The organism is Oceaniovalibus sp. ACAM 378, assembly GCF_008085915.1.
GTDB lineage: Bacteria > Pseudomonadota > Alphaproteobacteria > Rhodobacterales > Rhodobacteraceae > Oceaniglobus.
Genome location: NZ_VSJK01000002.1, coordinates 389,439 through 408,876 on the forward strand (window position 1 = coordinate 389,439; position 19,438 = coordinate 408,876).

Annotated in this window: 19 protein-coding genes; 10 read left to right on the forward strand and 9 right to left on the reverse strand. The window is 61.9% G+C overall.

What is annotated here, in order from left to right:
• Positions 1 to 4: 4 nt before the first annotated feature.
• From FQ320_RS03800 to FQ320_RS03810, 3 genes are read right to left on the reverse strand one after another with little or no spacing between them, the layout of a single operon-like run.
• Positions 5 to 592 carry an SIS domain-containing protein gene (locus FQ320_RS03800; RefSeq protein ID WP_222861566.1) on the reverse strand — a complete coding sequence of 196 codons (588 nt, stop codon included), beginning with the start codon at positions 590 to 592 and terminating at the stop codon, positions 5 to 7.
• Positions 589 to 1,932 (reverse strand): sn-glycerol-1-phosphate dehydrogenase, encoded by a 1,344-nt coding sequence (locus FQ320_RS03805; protein ID WP_148470176.1) that lies wholly within the window; start codon positions 1,930 to 1,932, stop codon positions 589 to 591. Before FQ320_RS03805 ends, FQ320_RS03800 begins: the two co-directional genes overlap by 4 nt.
• Positions 1,929 to 2,993 (reverse strand): ABC transporter ATP-binding protein, encoded by a 1,065-nt coding sequence (locus tag FQ320_RS03810; protein WP_148470178.1) that lies wholly within the window; start codon positions 2,991 to 2,993, stop codon positions 1,929 to 1,931. Before FQ320_RS03810 ends, FQ320_RS03805 begins: the two co-directional genes overlap by 4 nt.
• Positions 2,994 to 3,124: 131 nt before the next feature.
• Here FQ320_RS03810 and FQ320_RS03815 point away from each other — a divergent pair, with 131 nt between their 5' ends.
• The 5 genes from FQ320_RS03815 to xylB all read left to right on the forward strand — a co-directional run bounded on the left by FQ320_RS03815 (position 3,125) and on the right by xylB (position 8,765).
• Positions 3,125 to 4,474, forward strand: a complete 1,350-nt coding sequence (locus tag FQ320_RS03815; protein ID WP_148470180.1) for an ABC transporter substrate-binding protein — start codon at positions 3,125 to 3,127, stop codon at positions 4,472 to 4,474.
• Between the two features lie 69 nt (positions 4,475 to 4,543).
• Positions 4,544 to 5,422 (forward strand): carbohydrate ABC transporter permease, encoded by an 879-nt coding sequence (locus tag FQ320_RS03820; RefSeq protein ID WP_148470182.1) that lies wholly within the window; start codon positions 4,544 to 4,546, stop codon positions 5,420 to 5,422.
• A complete protein-coding gene (locus tag FQ320_RS03825) occupies positions 5,422 to 6,249 on the forward strand; it encodes a carbohydrate ABC transporter permease (RefSeq protein WP_148470184.1) in 828 nt (275 codons plus the stop codon). Before FQ320_RS03820 ends, FQ320_RS03825 begins: the two co-directional genes overlap by 1 nt.
• A gap of 96 nt (positions 6,250 to 6,345) precedes the next feature.
• Positions 6,346 to 7,311, forward strand: a complete 966-nt coding sequence (locus FQ320_RS03830; protein ID WP_148470186.1) for a sugar-binding transcriptional regulator — start codon at positions 6,346 to 6,348, stop codon at positions 7,309 to 7,311.
• Entirely contained in the window at positions 7,311 to 8,765 is a 1,455-nt protein-coding gene (gene xylB / locus FQ320_RS03835) for a xylulokinase (protein ID WP_148470188.1), read from the forward strand. The genes FQ320_RS03830 and xylB overlap by 1 nt, the downstream gene beginning before the upstream one ends.
• 54 nt (positions 8,766 to 8,819) lie before the next feature.
• On the opposite strand, the gene FQ320_RS03840 is transcribed toward xylB, so the two are convergent.
• A complete protein-coding gene (locus FQ320_RS03840) occupies positions 8,820 to 9,377 on the reverse strand; it encodes an SH3 domain-containing protein (protein WP_148470190.1) in 558 nt (185 codons plus the stop codon).
• Positions 9,378 to 9,525: 148 nt separating this feature from the next.
• Between FQ320_RS03840 and FQ320_RS03845 the strand changes: the two genes are divergently transcribed.
• Positions 9,526 to 10,512 carry a D-glycerate dehydrogenase gene (locus FQ320_RS03845; RefSeq protein ID WP_148470192.1) on the forward strand — a complete coding sequence of 329 codons (987 nt, stop codon included), beginning with the start codon at positions 9,526 to 9,528 and terminating at the stop codon, positions 10,510 to 10,512.
• Between the two features lie 35 nt (positions 10,513 to 10,547).
• Here the strand turns inward: FQ320_RS03845 and FQ320_RS03850 are convergent, their stop codons facing one another.
• The gene (locus FQ320_RS03850) at positions 10,548 to 10,979 is read right to left on the reverse strand and encodes a hypothetical protein (RefSeq protein ID WP_148470194.1); all 432 of its coding nucleotides are present in this window, start codon (positions 10,977 to 10,979) and stop codon (positions 10,548 to 10,550) included.
• 173 nt (positions 10,980 to 11,152) lie between these two features.
• On the opposite strand from FQ320_RS03850, the gene FQ320_RS03855 reads away from it, so the two are divergent.
• The 4 genes from FQ320_RS03855 to FQ320_RS03870 all read left to right on the forward strand — a co-directional run bounded on the left by FQ320_RS03855 (position 11,153) and on the right by FQ320_RS03870 (position 15,295).
• Positions 11,153 to 11,350, forward strand: a complete 198-nt coding sequence (locus FQ320_RS03855; protein ID WP_148470196.1) for a CsbD family protein — start codon at positions 11,153 to 11,155, stop codon at positions 11,348 to 11,350.
• 2 nt (positions 11,351 to 11,352) lie between these two features.
• On the forward strand, positions 11,353 to 11,859 hold the full coding sequence (locus FQ320_RS03860; RefSeq protein WP_148470198.1) for a pyridoxamine 5'-phosphate oxidase family protein: 507 nt from the start codon (positions 11,353 to 11,355) through the stop codon (positions 11,857 to 11,859).
• Positions 11,860 to 12,020: 161 nt separating this feature from the next.
• The gene (locus FQ320_RS03865) at positions 12,021 to 14,510 is read left to right on the forward strand and encodes an FAD-dependent oxidoreductase (RefSeq protein WP_148470200.1); all 2,490 of its coding nucleotides are present in this window, start codon (positions 12,021 to 12,023) and stop codon (positions 14,508 to 14,510) included.
• The gene (locus FQ320_RS03870; RefSeq protein WP_148470202.1) at positions 14,507 to 15,295 is read left to right on the forward strand and encodes a hypothetical protein; all 789 of its coding nucleotides are present in this window, start codon (positions 14,507 to 14,509) and stop codon (positions 15,293 to 15,295) included. Before FQ320_RS03865 ends, FQ320_RS03870 begins: the two co-directional genes overlap by 4 nt.
• 19 nt (positions 15,296 to 15,314) lie before the next feature.
• On the opposite strand, the gene FQ320_RS03875 is transcribed toward FQ320_RS03870, so the two are convergent.
• The 4 genes from FQ320_RS03875 to FQ320_RS03890 all read right to left on the reverse strand — a co-directional run bounded on the left by FQ320_RS03875 (position 15,315) and on the right by FQ320_RS03890 (position 19,418).
• Entirely contained in the window at positions 15,315 to 16,094 is a 780-nt protein-coding gene (locus FQ320_RS03875; protein ID WP_148470204.1) for a GH25 family lysozyme, read from the reverse strand.
• A 10-nt stretch (positions 16,095 to 16,104) separates the two neighbouring features.
• Positions 16,105 to 17,208 carry an FAD-binding oxidoreductase gene (locus FQ320_RS03880; RefSeq protein ID WP_148470206.1) on the reverse strand — a complete coding sequence of 368 codons (1,104 nt, stop codon included), beginning with the start codon at positions 17,206 to 17,208 and terminating at the stop codon, positions 16,105 to 16,107.
• On the reverse strand, positions 17,205 to 18,140 hold the full coding sequence (locus tag FQ320_RS03885; RefSeq protein ID WP_148470208.1) for an aldo/keto reductase: 936 nt from the start codon (positions 18,138 to 18,140) through the stop codon (positions 17,205 to 17,207). Before FQ320_RS03885 ends, FQ320_RS03880 begins: the two co-directional genes overlap by 4 nt.
• Before the next feature lie 198 nt (positions 18,141 to 18,338).
• A complete protein-coding gene (locus FQ320_RS03890) occupies positions 18,339 to 19,418 on the reverse strand; it encodes a BMP family ABC transporter substrate-binding protein (RefSeq protein ID WP_148470210.1) in 1,080 nt (359 codons plus the stop codon).
• Positions 19,419 to 19,438 lie beyond the last annotated feature (20 nt).

Sequence of the window (19,438 nt, forward strand, 5' to 3'; positions counted from 1 at the left end):
GGGATCATTCCAGATTGGTGTGGCGGGCACGCATGTCGCCCGCAGATATACCCAATGAGTCGCGCAGTTCCAGCACAAGAAGCTCGAAAATCAGATACTGCGCGCCTTCAAACAGCGATCCCATGGGCAGCACCGATCCGGCCTTCGGTTCGGCTCCAAGGTCGTCGGCCATGGTCTGCGCCGGAATGTGCAGGACCGTGTCCACCGACCGGGGCGCGGCACCGTCGGGTTGCGCGGTGACGCAAGCGGTACGCGCCCCCGCCTGCCGCGCCACGTCGATCAACGCCGAAATGGTCGAAAAATCGCCCGGTCCGGCGCTGACCACCAACAGATCATCCGGGCCGACGGGCGGCGTGGACATATCGCCGACCACATGGGCGTCGAGCCCAAGATGATACAACCGCATCGCCAGCGCGCGCATCATCAGCCCCTCGCGCCCGACGCCGTGGCAGACCACGCGCCGGGCCTGCGAAATCGCATTGGCCAGCGCGGTCAGTTCGGCGGGATCAACAGCGGCACAGGCGGCGAGCAGCTCTTCTGTGGCGCGGGCAACCTTTTCGCTGTGGGCCATTGTTCCGGAACCGGCAGTCATCCTGCCTTATCCTGTGACGCGGGCCCTTGTGTGGCGTCGATGGCACCGGTCAGCAGGCCGGTTTCATCCAGCAGATCAAGCAGGGTATAGCGTGACCGCAGAAACCGTGCGTTCGCGGTGGTGCGATGCAGGTGGGCGGGCCCGACGCCAATCTGCGCGGCGTCGTGGGGCGCTCCGGCAGCGGACAGATGGGCAATCATCTCATCGGCGCCTTGCAGTTGCCTGCACAGTCGCGGCGCAAGACCGGCCCAGACCTGTTGCAACCGCTTCAGCCGCGCTGCCAGTGCCGGTGGGTCGATGTGTTTCGCCGCAGTCTCGGCCTTGGCCCGCTGGGCGACTTCGCCGGGTCCGAAAGCGTCGTCGATCATCCGCGCCTTGGCCTCCATTCCGGGAGCCATCGCGACGGCACGGTCGATGTCGAGCGCGCCAATATCGCGGGTCAGCAGCCAATCCCACAAACGCATGACCGTCACGGTTCCCACTGCCACACAAGCGCCATGGCTGACGCGTTCGCCGTTCAGCGCCAGCCCCTCCATTTCCCACAGGTGGGCGATCTGGTGGTCGGCACCCGATGCGGGGCGGGATGTGCCATGCGCCTCCATCGCGAACCCGACAAGGGTAAGACCGGTGAACAGCCCCTCAATCGCAGCCGGGTCACCTGCCGCGACGCGTTCCGGTTCGGACAGCCAGCCGCGCAGGGGGTGCTGCACCATCGGCCAGGCGATATCGTCGATCGGTTCGATCCCCAATGCATCGGCCACCATCCAGTCGGCACCGGCGGGCACCTTGCCGGCCAGATCGCCGTATCCCCAGCCGGTCATTTCGGGCGGTGCCGCCGATATCACGTCAAGATCGGCAAGCAGGGCGCGGGCCGGGCGGCACTGAATCGTCATCTTGAACCCGCCCTGCGACAGCGGCGCGCCCGCCGATGTGTAACCGTCCATCGACGCTGCCGTCGCTACACACAAATAGGGCCGGTCAAGCGAGAAAGCCGCGTGTTTCACCACATCGTTAATCACACCCGATCCGATCGAGACAGGCACGGCATCGCCGGTCGCCAGCATGTCGCGGAACGTATCGGCCAGTTCGACCGTGGGTTTGGGGCGCGGATCTGCACGCAGGATGTGACGCGAGGTAGTGATGCCCGCCGCGTTCAGGGATGCTTCGGTCGCCGGACCTGCCGCCGCCCATCCCAGATCATCGGCAAACAGCATCGCGGTTTTGCCCGCGAAGGTGCGGGTAAACAGTGCCCCCGCCTGTACCAGCATGCCGCGCCCGATCAGCACTTCGGCGACGCTGGGCGAATTTGCTGTGGCGGTGGCGATTGCATCCCGGTTCATCTTGGCTGCCCTCCGGATGCGATGGTTCGCCCATCCACCGCAAAGAAATGCAGCCGGTCGCCGGGCATGGTCAGCCCGACGGTTTCACCCGCCCGCACCGGCGTATCGCCATCGGCGCGCACAACCATCTGCTGACCGTCGGGCAGAGCGACATAAAGGTATGAATCGCCGCCCAGGGTTTCGCGCAACCGCACCTTTGCGTCGATGGCTCCCGATCCTGGGGCGACGGCGCCGGTGTGTTCGGGGCGGAGGCCCATGCGCGTGGCACCATCGGCCAACTGAGCGGCCACGTCGGTGCCCGCAACATGCGCCCGGCCGCCGGATTGGGTGACATCCAGCACGTTCATTGATGGCGCGCCGATAAAGGTGGCAACGAATTCGCTGTTTGGGCGGTGATAGAGGTCCATCGGCTCGCCGGTTTGTTCGACCCTGCCTGCCTGAAGCACGACGATCTTGTCGGCCATGGTCATCGCCTCGACCTGATCATGGGTGACATAGATCATCGTCGCGGCTAGGTCGGAATGCAGCGCCTCAAGCTCGACTCGCATCTGCACCCGCAGCTTGGCGTCAAGGTTGGACAGCGGTTCATCAAACAGAAACACCGACGGATTCTTGACGATGGCCCGGCCGATGGCAACCCTCTGACGCTGGCCGCCTGACAGTTGCCCGGGCTTGCGGTCAAGATAGTCGTCCAGTTGCAAAACACGCGCGGCTTCCGCGATCCGCGCCTTGCGATCCTCGGCGGTGAAGTTGTTGATCTTCATCCCGAAATCCATATTTTCGCGCACCGTCATATGGGGATAGAGCGCATAGGACTGAAACACCATCGACACATCACGGTCCGACGGGGCCAGTGCGGAAACATCGCGCCCGCCGATAGAGATCGTACCACCCGAAATCGGTTCTAGACCGGCGATAGATCGCAGCAGGGTGGATTTGCCACAGCCCGAAGGCCCGACAAACACTGTGAATTCACCATCGGCGATGTCCAGATTGATGTCGAACAGCGCCTGCGCCGCGCCATAGAATTTGTTCACGCCGTTCAGCCGGACTTCAGCCATAACACCCTCCTGCTTTTCCGACCGGTGGCAAATCCGCTGTTGACTTGCCGTTTGATTTTTACATTTATATGGGTGACGATACAAATGGAAGTCAACCTTCAATTCGTAACGTTGTTCAATGGGAGGACACGATGAGACTGAACACCAAAGCAAGCGTGATTGCGCTGGCCGCGACCAGCGTTCTGGGCGCCGGTTCGGCCTGGGCCGATGCCCACGCCTGGAGTCTGGAGAAAGCCGCCGAACCCTATGCCGGAACCGAGGTCAACCTGCTGTTCCTCGACCGGCCCGGATATGCGGCAGCACTTGAGATGATCCCCGAGTTCGAGGAAAAGACCGGGATCAAGATCAACACCACCACCGTACCCTATGAAAATGCGCTGGGCGAACAGGTGCGTGATTTCGTCGCCGGGGGCGACATCGACATCGCGCTGATCGATCTGGTCTGGATCGGCAACTTTGCCGAAAACGACTGGATCGTACCGATTTCCAAGTTCACCGGAAACGCCGATCTGGCCGATCCCGAGCTGGATATGGAAGATTTCTTTCCGCTGACGCTGAATGCCTTCGGCGGCTGGGACGGCGAAATCTATGGCCTGCCTTTCGATAACTATTCCGGGCTGATGTTCTATAACAGCTGCATGTTGAAAGAGGCCGGTTTCGATGGGCCACCGGAAACCTGGCAGGAGTTGATGGACGACTATGGTCCGGCGCTGACCAAGGACGGCAAATACGCCTTTGCGCTGCAATCCAAGCGCAATGAGACCCAGAGCGCGGACAGTTTCGCGCGGATGCTGTGGCCGTTTGGCGGCTCGTTCCTGAATGCCGAATTCAGATCGAACCTGAACAGCGAAGAGTCGCAAACCGGGCTGAAGTTCCGGCAGGATCTGATGAAATACATGCCCGAGGGCATCGTTGCATGGGATCACGCGGAAACCGTAAACGGTCTGGCGCAGGGCGATATCGGGATCATCACGGAATGGTCGTCGTTCTACTCCACGCTGGTCAGCCCTGAAACCAGCACATTGGGCGATTGTCTGGCCGTCGCGGCCGAGCCTGCAGGCCCGGCAGGTCGCAAACCCGCACTGGGTGGATTCAGCCTGGCCGTCGCAAGTCAGGCAGATGATGCCGAACAGGCGGCGGGCTATCTGTTCATCCAGTGGGTGACGTCCAAAGCCAACGCCGAACGCTATGTTCGGGCCGGTGGTGTGTCGGCGCGCCAATCTGTCTATGAGGATCCGGCGATCCGCGAAGAGTTCAAATTCGTGCCCGCGCTGGTTGAATCCTGGCAGGAAGGCGTGCCGGAGTTCCGCCCCCGCTTTGCCGAATGGCCGGAAATCACCGAGATCGTGCAGGAGTGGGGCACGAAGATGATGCTGGGCGAGGTTTCGACCGAAGACGGCGCGACCGAGATCGGCAAGCGCATGGAAGCGGTGCTGGATCAGGCCGGATATTACGGCGGCGACAAGCCTTTGGCGCAGTAACCGAACAACGTACCGACAGGCGCGCCCCGGATCTCCGGGGCGCATCATCCCCGACCGGAGCCCGCGCCCATGTCCACCCGAGTCAACCGCCGCACCCTGCTCGCATTCCTTGGCCCGTCGGTGTTTGCGCTGCTGGCCGTGGGGGTTGTGCCGTTGGCCTATGCGGTCTGGAAATCGTTTTACTATTTCAACCTGACCAAACTGAGCCGCAGTGAATTTATCGGGCTGGACAATTACGCCACCGTCCTGACATCGGGCGCGTTCTGGGGCGCCATGGGGCGCACGGCCATGCTGTTCATCACTGCCGTTCCCATCCAGATCGCCATCGGTCTGTGCATCGCTTTGGTGCTGCACCGGCCCGGGCTGACCCTGTTCAAGACGCTCACCCGGCTGGCGCTGGTTCTGCCCATGGCCACCACCTATGCGGTTGTCGGTCTTTTGGCGCAGGTGATGATGAACCAGAAATACGGTGTGTTTAACCAGATGTTCGGTTGGATCGGCATCGATCCGATAAACATCATTGGCGATCCGACCAATGCCTTTATCGGCGTCGTGTTCTGGGACATCTGGCAATGGACGCCGTTTGTCGCGCTGGTGCTGCTGGCCGGGCTGACGACCGTCCCGCCCGAGATCGAAGAGGCGGCGCGGCTGGAGACCAAAAGCAACTGGATCGTGCTGCGCCATGTGCAGCTTCCGTTCCTGATCCCGAGCCTTGTCGCGGTTCTGATCCTGCGCACCGCCGATACGCTGAAATTGTTCGACATGCCCTTCACGATGACCCGGGGCGGCCCCGGCAATGCAACCGAATTCATTGCGGTGCTGATCGAACGCATCGGCAACCGGCAGTTCGATATCGGGCTCGCGGCGGCCCATGCAATCATCATGCTGGCGATCACCGTGGTGCTGGCCCGTATTTATATCAGCCTGTTTTACAAGGATGTGCGCTGATGGCCGCTGCCTCTCGAACCCCAAGCCGCTGGGGCGAAATCGCCCTGCTGTGTGCGATCTGCCTGTTCTGCGTCTTTCCGTTCTACTGGATGGTGACGACCAGCCTGAAAACCCAAGTGGTCGCCTTGCAGTCGCCGCCCGCATGGTTGTTCACGCCGACCTTGCAGAACTATATCGACGTGCTGGTCGAGGACCGGATGGGGTTTGCGCTGATGAACAGCATGATCGTCTCGGTCAGCACCACGGCGCTGGCGGTGTGTCTTGGGTGTCCGGCCGCCTATGCGCTGGCGCGGTTCGAATTTCGCGGCAAGACCGATCTGTGGTTCTGGTTCATTACCAACCGGTTCGTGTCGCCCGTCGTTCTGGCCTTTCCGGTGTTCATGATCGCCCGCGAAACCGGGCTGCGCGACACGCATATCGCGCTGATCCTGATGTATCTGACGTTCACCCTGCCGATCGTGATCTGGATCTGCACCGATCAGTTCCGCTCGATCCCCTATGATCTGGACGAGGCAGCGCAGCTTGAGGGGGCGAGCCAGTGGCGGATTTTCCGCAGTATCTGTCTGCCGCTGGCGATGCCGGGGGTGGCTGTATCGGCAATCCTGTCGTTCATCTTTGCGTGGAATGAACTGCTGTTCGCCTATATTCTCGCCCCGAAGGCGGCCAAGACCGCGCCTGCCATGGCCGTTACCTTTATGGAAGGGTATTCGGTGCCCTATGGCAAGATCATGGCGACATCGACGCTGATCGTCATCCCTGTGTTGATCTTTGCGCTGCTGGCCAGCAAACACCTTGTTCGGGGTCTGACCATGGGCGCCGTAAAATAGCGCCTTAGGCTTGTGAAATGATGCCCTCGGCTTGGTGAAATCGCGCTTTTGGCGTCGTGAAGATACGCCAATGGCGTTGTGAAACAGGGATGCACCATGGCCCGCGCGCCGAAATTGCCACAGATTGATGCCGACGAAAGGTTCCTCGCGCAGGTCGCCTGGTCCTATTACGTCGAGGGGCTGACGCAAGAAAAGGTTGCCGAAAAGCTGGGCGCGACCCGGTTGAAGGTGAACAAGTCGATTTCCGAGGCGCATCGCCGCGGGCTGGTGCGGATCACCTTCAACACCGCCTTTGCCGCCTGCGCCGAGCTTGAGGCGCAATTATGCGCGCGTTGGGGGCTGAAACAGGCCTATGTCGCGCCCGCCCCTTCTGAAGACAAGGATATCCAGATGCTGGTTGGCGCCGCGCTGGGCCATGTGCTGTCCGAGCTGCTGGTGCGCCCCGATGTGCGGTTGTTCGGCATGTCATGGGGCGGCACATTGAACATCGCCACCCGGTTCACTGCCGCGATGAGGCGCCCCGATCTGGAGATCATATCCGTCATGGGCGGCTTAACCCAGGGATCCGACCTGAACAGCTTTGAGATCACCACCCGACTGGCTGATCTGGTGGGATCGAAACATTCGTATTTCACCGCGCCGCTCTATGCCGGATCGGCGGCCAGCCGGGACACCATCATGCAGCTTGACGTGTTTCGTGATGTTCTCGAGAAACTGCGTTCGGTCGATGCTCTGGCCATGGCGGCGGGCGATCTGTCCGACCGTTCGCTGCTGGTGCGTGACGGGTTGCCGGCGGATTGCCGGGTCGAGGATCTGATCGCGCTCGGCGGGGTCGGCGATGTGCTGGGCAATGTGGTGGATGCCTGGGGGCAACCGCTGAATCATCCGATCAACGAACGGATCATCGGCATCGGATTCGACGATCTTTCGCGCATCCCGAACGTGATACTCGCGGCGGGAGGGGCGCATAAGGTGGCGGTAAACCGGGCGATCCTGCGGCGCGGTGTGATCGATACGCTGGTGACAGACGAATCGACCGCGCGGGCACTGGTGGACGGCTGATGCTGGCAATCGGGATCGATCTGGGCACTTCGGGGATCAAGGCGGTCCTGCTTGAAGATGCCGTGCGGGTGCTGGCGGCGGCGCACCGGCCGGTTTCCGTGTCGATCCCCGAGGTTGGTCAAAGCGAACAGGATGCCGACGGCTGGGTTTCGGCGGTGTTCGCCTGTCTCGACGAACTGGCGGCGGCCCGGCCCGATCACATGGCGGCAGTGGCCGGAATCGGGCTGTCAGGGCAAATGCTGTCGGCCCTGTTGCTGGACGGGAATCTGCGCCCGCTGCGCCCGGCGATGCTGTGGAACGATCAGCGGGCGATGGCGGAATGCGCCGATCTGCTGGCCGCTGTGCCCGACATCGGGCAGCGCACCAATGGCACCCCCGACCCGGGCATCACTGCGCCAAAGCTGCTGTGGCTGGCGCGCCACGAACCCCGCGTTTTCGGGGCGGCGCGGATGCTGCTGCTGACCAAGGATTATGTGCGCCTTGCCCTAACTGGCGAAGTGGCGAGCGACCCGACCGATGCGGGGGGCACACAGCTGTTCGATGTGGCCCGGGGCGTTTGGGCCGAGGATCTTTGTGCTGCCGTGGGATGGGACATGGCGCATCTGCCCTGCGTCGTGCCGTCATGGCAGGCGGCAGGCGGGCTGCGCGCCGGGCTTGCCGCACGGTGGGGGCTGCGGCCCGGCCTGCCGGTGGCGGCGGGGGCTGGCGACAACATGGGCTCGACCCTTGGTGCGGGTGCGGCGCGTCCGGGCGACGCGGTGCTGTCCATTGGCACGTCGGGGGTGGCAAATCTGGTGGACCGGGCGTTCCATCCGGGGCCGGGGGTGGCGGTTCTGACCTCGGCCCATGCCGCGCCGGATGCGTTTCTGTCCATGGGCGTGGTGATGAGCGCGACTGCCGCCCTGGACTTTTCCGCGCGGTTGACCGGGACCGATGCGGTGACACTGGCGGGCGAGGCTGGTGCGATGGACGCCCGCGCCATTGCCGCTGCGCCGGTGTTCCTGCCCTGTCTGAACGGGGTGCGCACGCCCGCCAACCGCCCCGGCGCCACGGGCCGGATCGAGGGGCTGCATCCCGGGACCAACCGTGCCGCGCTGGGATTTGCGACGATGGAGGGCGTGGCGTTTCAGTTCGCCGATTGCGTGAGGGCGCAGCGTTCGATCGGGGTGACACCCGAACGGTTCATTGCGGTGGGCGGCGGCACCCGTTCGGCGCTTTGGGTGCGGCTGCTGGCAACCGCGCTTGACGTGTCGATCACGCTGCCCGCAGGCGCAGATGGTGCCGGCCCGTCGGGGGCGGCCCGTCTGGCCATGGTGGCCGCCGGTGCACCGATCGAAACACTCGCCACACCGCTGGAGGTGGCAGCGACAATCGACCCGGACCCGGATCTGGCAAGACTTCTGGTGGCGCGTAAGGCGCGGTTCGACGGGCTGATGGCCAGTCTGGGTGAGTAGGTTTCAGATGATTCGGGATCGGGTACTGGCCATGCGGGCCTGTAAAACCCCTCGCTAGTCGCGCAGCTCAGACGCCGATACGCCCCACAGTGATGCCTTGCGCACCCATCCGCGATGAGGGCCGATCTTGATGCGGCACCAGTCAATCAGGCATTCGTTCAGCCGCGCCACCACGCCCTGTTCGGCGATGGCCTCGACCTGCGAGTTGACGTCGGGGGCCGAAAACAGGCTCAGGGATTCCGCCTCGATCGTCACGGTCCGCACACCGGACAAAAGCGAGTAATGCACCCAGCCGCCCGCGCCGTCGCGGTCGCGCACCTGTCGCCAGTTGCCATATTCCTCGGTGATCTGCATCGGCAGTTCCTTGCGGTGATACACCCAGTCGATCCGGTGGGTCAGGGACGGTCCGCGCCGCACGTTCACCTCGGATGATTTCAGCGACACATAGCGCGGCAAGGGCAGGCTGGTTTCCGGGCCGCGCCGTTGCGGCTCGCCCGCGCCATCCGGATCGTCACTGCCGCCATCCGCAGTGGCCGCCGCAGCCAGAGCCAGCGTGCAGACCAGGCCAAGCGCTGCCAGCGCTAACCGAAATCCCGAAAAATTGCCCGTCATACGCCTGTATCGCCCCGTGATTCTGTCGATGACCGCCGCCCAAGTGCCGAAGTTTCGGCGTCGGAGTCTTTGGCACCCTTGTGCACTGCCCCGTTCCTTGACAGTTTGGCGTAAGCCATCGGCGAATGAAAGTTCCGGAGAAAAGATAATGCCATCTCAGCGTCTGAGTGTTGTCGTTACGCGACGGTTGCCCGAGGTGGTCGAAACCCGGCTGAGCGAGTTGTTCAACGTCACGTTGCGCAACGACGATGCGCCGATGACGCGGGACGAACTGGTCGCTGCCGTGCGCAGTGCCGATGTTCTGGTGCCCACCGTCACCGATCATATCGATGCAGCCCTTCTGGCACAGGCGGGGGATCGACTGAAACTGATCGCCCTTTACGGCGCGGGGGTTGACCGGGTGGATGTGGCGACGGCCCGCCAAAGGGGCATTCTGGTGTCGAACACGCCGGGGGCGGTGACGGACGATACCGCCGACATGGCAATGGCTTTGATTCTTGCCGTGACCCGGCGCATTCCCGAAGGTCTGGCGGCGATGCAGTCGGGCAACTGGACCGGATGGGCGCCCACCGCGTTTCTGGGCGGACGTCTGGGCGGTCGGCGGCTGGGTATTCTGGGCATGGGTCGGATCGGTCAGGCGGTGGCACGCCGCGCCCACGCATTCGGCATGCAGGTGCATTACCACAATCGCAAACGCCTGCGCCCCGAGATCGAAGAGGCCTTGGGGGCGACTTATTGGGAAAGTCTGGATCAGATGGTCAGCCGGATGGACATTCTGTCGATCAACTGTCCGCACACGCCCAGCACATTCCATCTGTTGAACGCGCGGCGGCTGAAACTGATGAAACCCACCGCCGTGATCGTGAATACCTCGCGGGGCGAGGTGATTGATGAAAACGCACTGACCCGTGGCCTGCGCGCGGGAGAAATTGCCGGTGCCGGGCTGGACGTGTTCGAACGCGGCCACGAGATCAATCCACGCCTGCGCGAACTGCCCAATGTGGCTCTGCTGCCGCATATGGGATCGGCCACTCTGGAAGGGCGGATCGAGATGGGCGAGAAGGTGATCATCAACATCAAGACCTTCGCCGACGGGCACCGTCCGCCGGATCAGGTCGTTCCGTCGATGCTCTGACCTTTGATCGTTTGGGCCCTTGATCGTCTGGCGGCTCAGCTCAGCTCGAATGTTTTGCCGATATGCCAGTCGGGGGCGTGCCATTCGATTTCATACGTGTCGCTGGTGATGTGGCCGCCGATGCCGATGATCTTTCCGTCCTTATGCTGCGGATTGGTGTAAAACAGCGAAACGCTGGTGCCTTTCCCCTTGGGCCCGTTCGACGCGTGATAGACCGTGTTGTGATGATACTTGATAATGTGTGAATTCTTGTCGCCCGGCGCTTTCCATTTGCAGGCCGTGCCGTGACCGCCCGCGAATTTCTCGATTGCTCCCGAAATGTTGCTGCCGCGGGTACTCAATTCATTGGCCGAAAAATTGGCCTTTCCCACAATCCATTGCTTGATCTCATCGCTTGAATATCTGGCCATCTCCGTTTTGCCGTTGACGTTGCGGGGGCCGGACATTGTCAGTGGTTCGTGGGGCATCGTTGCCTCCTCTGGCAGGGAGTTTCGCGCGGAAATACGCCGGCTCAGCATGCACCGATTCCATTTACCTCGCAACAATTCGACGCTGCGGGCGTCTCGGTGTCCCGGACGCGGAACCATCCCAAGCGACTGTGCGTTGCATTTTCAACCAACCAGCAAACAGGAGAAAAGTCATGAACTGGGATCAAGTTGAAGGCAACTGGAAGATCATGAAGGGCAAAGCCAAAGAGAAGTGGGGCGATCTGACCGACGACGATCTGGACCGGATCGAAGGCAACCGCGACCAATTGGAAGGCCAGATCCAAAGCCGTTATGGCAAGAGCAAGGATGAAGCCAAGAAAGAAGTCGATAGCTGGCTGGACGGAGCGTAACCATGGCCGACCTTTCACAAGCCGAAGCACGCGACACGCTGTTCGACACGATGTCAGATGTGCGCGCCGGGATGCTGGGCGTGCAGGGGTCGGACCAACACATGCAGCCGATGACCCATCATCTTGACCGGGACACCGGCGAGGTCTGGTTCATCACATCGCGCGCCAGTGATCTTGTCCGTGCCTTGGGGTCGGGGGCCACCGCCCATTTCACCATTACCGGGCAGGATCATCGCACATGGGCCTGTATGTCGGGACCGCTTGTGAAAAGCGACGATGCCGCAAAGCTGGATGAGATCTGGTCTGTGGTGGCGGCGGCATGGTTCGACAAGGGTCGCGAAGACCCTGATATCTGCCTGCTGAAGCTGACTCTGTCCAGTGCGGCGCTTTGGACGGCCACGGGCAATCCTCTGGTCTTCGGGCTTGAGGTCGCGCGGGCTAACATGACGGAAGACAAGAAACCCGATCTGGGGAGTCATGTGGTCATCGATTTCTCCACTGCTGCCTGACCAAATCGGACATTTCACACAAAGGGGCGCTTTCGGGTGCCCCTTTTCTTTGCGCCGTCGGTTAATCGCGTCGGTTTCGTGTGATGTTGGGTCGGAGTGCCGACTTTCTTTTTTCCCAATAAACGGCACATTGACCACGTCACGGGCAGGAGAGACGGGCGATGAAGACACATGTGAAAGCGCTGGTCGTCGGGGGCGGCGCGGTCGGGACCTCGATCGCCTATCATCTGGCGCGGGCTGGCTGGGACGATGTGATGCTGTTGGAGCGTGATGCGCTGACCGCCGGATCGACCTGGCACGCGGCCGGGTTGCTGCCCTATTTCAACATGTCCTATGCGACGACGCATATCCACGACCACTCAATCCGGTTCTACAAGACGCTTGAGGCTGAAACCGGACTGAACGCCGGGTTCAGCGTGGTCGGCAACCTGCGTATGGCCCAAAGCACCGCACGTATGGACGAATACATGCTCTATGCCGCCACCGCCGAAACCTGCGACGTGCCGTTCGAGTGGATGACCCCGGCGCAGATCGCGGACCGCTGGCCGCTGGTCAGGACCGAAGATCTGCAAGGCGCGATCTTTCACCCCACCGACGGCTATATCAACCCCGCCGACGTGACTCAGGCGATGGCCAAGGGCGCAAGACAGCGCGGTGTCGTTATCGAAACGCGCTGGCAGGTCGATGCCTATGACTGGGCCGGTGATCATTGGGATGTAACGGTCACCCGGATGGCCGAACGGGGCGGCAACCTTGTGCCGACCGATGAAACCGTGGTGATTCACGCCGAACATGTGGTCACCGCCACCGGAAATCACGCACAGCGCACGGCGCGGCTGCTTGGCCTGAAAATCCCGGCGATTCCGGTTGAACACCAGTATATCGTCACCGAACCCGATCCTGCGCTTGTCGCATGGCGCAAGGGTAACGGTGAACATCCCGTCCTGCGCGACGCCGATGCGAAATGGTATGTCCGCGAAGAACGCGGCGGCTGGATCCTCGGACCCTATGAAAAAGGTGCACCGGCACGGTTCCCTTACGGCGTGCCCGACAGTTTCCGCGCCGACCTTTTCCCGCTGGATCTGGACCGGATCGAGACGGAATACATGTCGATGATCCACCGCATACCCAGTTCCGAACAGGTGGGGCTGAAGGACGATTTCAACGGGCCGATCTGCTATACTCCCGATGGAAATCCGCTGCTTGGTCCGGCGCCGGGGCTGCACAACATGTGGCTGGCCGAAGGGTTTTCCTTTGGGATCACAGCGGCGGGCGGTGCGGGCAAATACCTTGCCGAGTTAATGGTCGAAGGCGAGGCCGAGATCGACATGGCATCGCTTGACCCCAAGCGGTTCGGCAGCTGGATGACCACCGAATACGCGGTGCAAAAGAACGAAGAGGCCTATGATCACGTTTACGTCCTACACCATCCGGACGAAGAACGCGCCGCAGCCCGTGGATTGCGCACCTCACCCGCCTATGACCGGCAAAAGGCGCGAGGCGCGCAGTTCGGGCAGGTCAACGGCTGGGAGCGACCGAATTATTACGCACCTGCGGGGTTTGACGATCACGCCGCGCGCAGTTTCCGGCGTGGTGGCTGGTGGCACCATGCGGTGGACGAAGCGACGGCGATCCGTCAGGGCGTTGGCCTGATCGATGCCACGGCGTTCACCAAACATATCGTCAAAGGGCCGGGCGCGACCGCCTTTCTCGACTGGTTCACGACGAACCGCCTGCCCAAGGTGGGTAGGATAAATCTGACATATGCGCTGACATCCCACGGCACGACGCGGACCGAATACACCATCGTCCGATTGTCGGAAAATGAATACTATCTGGTCTCGGCAGGCGCTTGGAGAGCTTACGATGCCGATTATCTGCAAAAGGCGGTGACTGAGAAGGAACCAGAATTTGGCCGCATCGATGTTCAGGATGTGACAACCCAGTGGGGTGTCTTTGCCATCGCCGGGCCAAAAACCCGCGAGGTGCTGAATGCACTGGTGCGCGATGCCGAACCGACGACCGTGCTGAGCAACAAGCGGTTTCCGTGGCTGTCCATGCGCCATATCGAGCTTGGGATGGTGCCGGTTATGGCGATCCGCGTCGCCTATACCGGAGAATTGGGGTGGGAGTTGCACCACCCGATCGAGATGCAGAACCACCTGTTCGATGCGCTGGAAAAGGCGGGCGAACCGCATGGCATGATGCTTGTCGGGGCGCGGGCGCAGAACTGGCTGCGGCAAGAGAAATCCTATCGTGCGTTCGGCACTGAACTGGGCCGCGACGCAACGCCGATCGAGGCCGATCTGCCGCGCTTTGTCGACCTCTCCAAGGACTTTCACGGCAAGGCGGCGATGGCGGCCAAAGGCATCCGCAGCCAATGTGTCACCCTGCTGATCGACGGGCCTGCCGATGCTGATCCATGGGGCCGCGAAGCGCTTTATCACGGCGGTGACCGCATCGGGCGACTGACCTCGGGCGGGTTTTCCGTGGCCTTTGGCAAAAGCATCGCCATGGGTTATGTTCGCCCCGATCTTGCCGTGCCGGGCACCAAACTGAGGGTCCGGATGCAGCGCGAATTGTGGGAGGCGACAGTGACCGAAGACAGCCCGTATGACCCTGCCAACAGCACGATCCGCCTAGACGGATGAAGCGCGTCACACTTGCGGCCTGTCTTGTCGCGCTGCTTTGCGCGGCGGTTCTGGCCACCGCCATGTGGCGTGACAATCCGCTGACGATTCGCGCCCAGGTCTATGCGCAATCCATCGCCACTACGGCTGCTGCGACCTATGTTACCCTGCGCACGCTAAATGCCTTTCTTTCGACGGCGCAAGAGCTTGAGGTCGGCCTTGGGTTCATCGCCTCGGGGTCGGCGCAGCCTCTGAAGGTGCTCGAACCGATCGACGACACGATCGAACGTATCGCCGGTCTGGTGTTTGGCGTGATGGTGGCGACCGGCATTCTGGCCGTTGCCCTTGGCCCGGTCAGCGCGGTGGGCTTTGCCATGCTGGCTCTGGCGCTGCTGCTCTGGCTGATCACCGCGCGCCGGTCCAGGGGACTGCCACGGCGGCTGGCATGGTATGGCGGTTTTCTGGGGCTGGCGCTGCCGCTGGCTCTGGTTGCATCCTCGGGGCTGGCCGAACGGATGACCGACACGACCTATCGCGCCAACCTTGCCGTGATTGCTGACATCACCGCCAAATTGGACGCCGAACAGATCGACGGTCAAGCGGGCGGGTTCGACCTGTCGATTACCCGGATCGATGAATATCGACAGCTTGCGATCAACGTCTGGAACCGGGCCGATGAACTGATCAACAGTCTGGTCACGATCCTTGCCGTCTATGTGTTTCGCATCTTCATCCTGCCGATGCTGCTGATGGGCGGTCTGTTCGTGATCGCCCGCCATTTTGCCCGCAATGATGCGCGCGACTGAACCCCGTCACTGGGCCCCGTCACTGGGCCCGCCGCGCCAGCCAGCCGCGCCAGTCTGCCGCCGAGCCGGAAAACACGTTCAGATCCACCTTTCCCGGAAAACCCCGCGCAAGGCCGGTGCCGGAATATTGCCAGAATGACCAGCGGACACCGGGATAAACGTTGCCGGGCAGATCGGCCACGGCGCGCAGCCACAGTTCCTCGCCCAACTGGCCGATGCCATTGCGATCAAAGAATTCCGGCGTGGTATAGATGATCGGCCGCTGACCATAATGGCGCGCGACGATATCGATGAAGATGCGTGCCTCGCGCCGTACCACTTCGGGCGGCGGGCGGGTCGTGCATGTGGGTGAAAACGGATTCCATTCCAGATCCAGAACCGGCGGTAGAGCGCCTTTGGTGCGTGGCACGTTGCGGATAAACCACTTGGCCTGAACGGCGGCGGGCGTGCAGAAATAGAAGAAGTGATAGGCGCCGCGTGCGATTCCGGCAGAACCGGCGCCATGCCAGTGTTCGGTGAACTGATCGTCAACCCGGTCGCCACCCTCGGTTGCCTTGAGAAACGCAAAGTTCACTCCGGCGTTGCGGGCCGCGGCCCAGTCAACCCGCCCCTGAAACTTGGATGCGTCAATTCCGTGAACGGCAAAGCCCGCAGGCCCGCGTCCGGGGAAATCCGCTGGGTCGGCATCGCCGAAATCCGGTGCGACAACCGCGTCCGATGGCGGCAGGACCACGCGGCGGCTGCCACTACAGGCGGCCAGTGTCAGGGACAGGCAAAGACAGAGGAAAATGCGCAACATCGGGGCAAACTCAACCTGAAATCGGTGGGGTGGGGAAAGTGCGATTCTGTAGATTTTCGAACCGCGCGGGTAACAGGGCCGACACAACTTCGGGCGGCAATTCAGATTGTCGTCCTGCAACCAGATCGCCCAGCAGACGCGCGGCGGCGGGCCCCGTCTGGAACCCATATCCGCCTTGTCCTGCCAGCCAGAAGAACCCCGGATCGCGCGATCCGATCACCAATGCGCGGTCCGGCGCAAAGGTGCGCAGCCCGGCCCAGCTGTGTTCGATCCTTGTGACCGGCGGCGTCACCATTTCCTGATAGCGGTCCAGTCCTTCGGCCAATACCATATCGTCGGAAAAGGCGTCGTGGGGGTCCATCGGATGTTCCTCGGAAGGCGAGACGATCAGTTTGCCCGCGTCCGGCTTGGCGTACCAGCCTTCGCCCAACCCTTCGGCGAGAGGCCAGCGGGTGACATCATGCCCGTCCGGCGCGGCGATCCGCGCCATCGACCGGCGAAAAGGTTGCAGACCGATCTGCGCAATTCCGGCCATGGCGGCCACTCCGTCGGCCCATGCCCCGGCGGCGTTAACCAGAAGATCTGCGCGCGCTTCGCCGCCGGGCCATGTCACCTGCCATCCGTCGCCATCGCGGACGATCTTGTCGATCCGTGCCCGTGTCACGAACTTTGCCCCATTTGCCAGCGCCCGTTTGCGAAACCCGTGCAACAGCAGATCGGTGTCCAGGTCGAACACATCCGCCCGGTACGCGGCCAGGGTCACGGTGTCGCGATTCAGGATCGGAAACAGCACCGCCGCTTCGTCCACACTCAGCCGGGTCATCCCGAACGATCGGTGTTCAGTGTCGAAAATCTCGCTCTGATCGGCGCGCGCCAGCATCAAGGCCCCGCGCGGCGACAGCACGCCGGCATCCTGCAAAGGCCCGGTGCTGGCGCGGCTTAGGGCGCGGATGGTGGCATTGCCGTAGTCCTCAATGAACATCGCCGCCGATCGGCCGCTGGCGTGATGGGCCAGGTGATCTTCGGCCTCGATCAGGGTGACATGGCGGTCACGTGACAGTTCTGCCGCAGCCGAAACGCCGGCAATTCCGCCACCAATGACAATCGCGCTCACACTTCCTCCAGACGGTCTGTTGCCGGGGCGGGGCGCGGCGACAGGGCCGACACACGGTCATAAAGTGCCGCGTCCATGTCAAAGGACAGCGCAGCCAGCGACGGGGCAAGCTGTTCGACATTGCGCGCGCTGATGATCGGAGCCGTTACGCCGGGGTGGTGCGCGGCCCAAGCCACCGCGAGAGTGGCCGGATCGGTGCCGAGATCACGCCCAAGCGCGGCCAGCGCCACCGCCGCATCGTGCATCCAGTCGACACCATAGCGGGCCTTGTACATCTTGTTTTCGTTCAGCCGCCCACTGTCGCCGCCTGCGTATTTCCCGGTCAGCAAACCGCCGCCAAGGGGGGAATAGGGGGCCACAGCGATACCTTCGGACAGGGCCATGGGCAGGATTTCGACCTCGGCTTGCCGTTTCACCAGATTGTACATCGGCTGGATAATGGCGATGCGCGTGCCCAGCCGCGCGGCCACGGCTTCGGCTTTCATCACCTGCCATGCGGCAAAGTTGGACACGCCGATGTGGTGAAATTTGCCGGCCTGTTGCAGGTTGGCGAGGGTTTCGAAGGTCTCTTCCAATGGCGTGTCGTCGTCCCAGCGGTGCAGATACAGGATGTCGACACTGTCCATGCCCAAACGGTCCAGGCTCTCGGCAAAGGTGGTTTCGATGTTCGCGCCCGACGATCCGCCCTGATAGGCGGCCTTGGTGGCAATGATCAGGCTGTCGCGGTCGTCGGCGGCGAACTTTCCCAGCATCCGTTCGGATTCTCCGCCGGTATAGGCATGGGCGGTGTCAAAGAAATTGATCCCGGCAGCGCGGCAGGTATCGAACATGACGCGGGATGCGGATTCGTCGGCCTTGTCGCCGAATTGCATGCAGCCAAAGCAGAAACGCGACATGGCAGAGCCGTTGGCGGACGTCAGGGGGGTGTTCATGGGCTGGTCCTGTAAATCATTTGCGGGACGGGGTGACCCCGGCGGGTAGAGCATGGCAGAAACCGACCGGCTCTGCCAGATCAGCAAACACGTTCAGCCCTTGCACGATGGCAGAACTGAGAATGCAGAATGGACCGTGATCTCCAATAAAAAGGCCCGCACAAAGCGGGCCCTTTCGTGCTCCCAATCGTGACGTCTTCAGTTCGGAATTTCGCCAGTCAGTCCTTCGATGAAGAAATTCATCCCAGCCAACGTGCCATCATCGGCAACTTCGCCGTCGGCGAGCCAATCGCTTCCGTCCTGCTTTTTCATTGGGCCGGTGAAGGGGTGATAGCTGCCGTCAACGATCGACGCTTTGAGCGCAAGCGCCTCTTCTTTCACGTCGGCAGGCACGGCATCAGAGATTTCGCCGATGACGACCATTCCTTTGGCGATACCGTCCCATGTGTTGTCGCTTTTCCAAGTGCCATCGATAACGGCTTGGGTCCGGGCGATGTAGTACGGCGCCCAGTCATCAATGATCGACGATACGCGGGGCAGTGGTGCATATTCGGCCATATCGGCGGCTTGGCCGAATGTGATGACGTTGCCAGCGGCCTTGGCTGCGGCCTGAGGCGCAGTAGAATCGGTATGCTGCAGAATAACGTCGTTACCCTGTTCGATAAGGGCTTTTGCGGCGTCTGCTTCTTTCGCGGGATCGAACCAAGTGTAGGCCCAGATCACGTTGAATTCGACTTCAGGGTTGGCTTTTTTGGCGTGGGCATAGGCGCTGTTGATGCCGCGGATCACTTCGGGAATCGGGAAGGACGCGATATAGCCGATTTTGTTCGTTTTGGTCATCCGGCCAGCAATATGGCCCTGAATGGCGCGGCCTTCATAGAAGCGGGCCGAATAAACGCCCACGTTCTCGGCGGTTTTGTAACCGGTGGCATGTTCGAATTTAACATTGGGGAATTTCGCGGCGACGTTGATTGTCGGATCCATGTAACCAAACGAGGTGGTAAAAATCAGATTGGCACCCGACAGGGCCATCTGGGTCATGACACGTTCGGAATCGGCACCCTCAGGAACGCTTTCCTGAAAGACGGTTTCGACCTTGTCGCCAAAGTGTTCTTCTACCGCCTTGCGGGCCACATCGTGGTAATAGGTCCAACCGCCGTCGCCTACTGGCCCGACATAGACAAAGCCGACCTTGACCTTGTCGACCTGAGCAAAGGCACCGGTGGCAATGGTTGCCAGTATGGCGGTCGCGCCCAAAAGTGTTCTGCGGTTTATCATGTGTTCCCCCTGTGAACGCG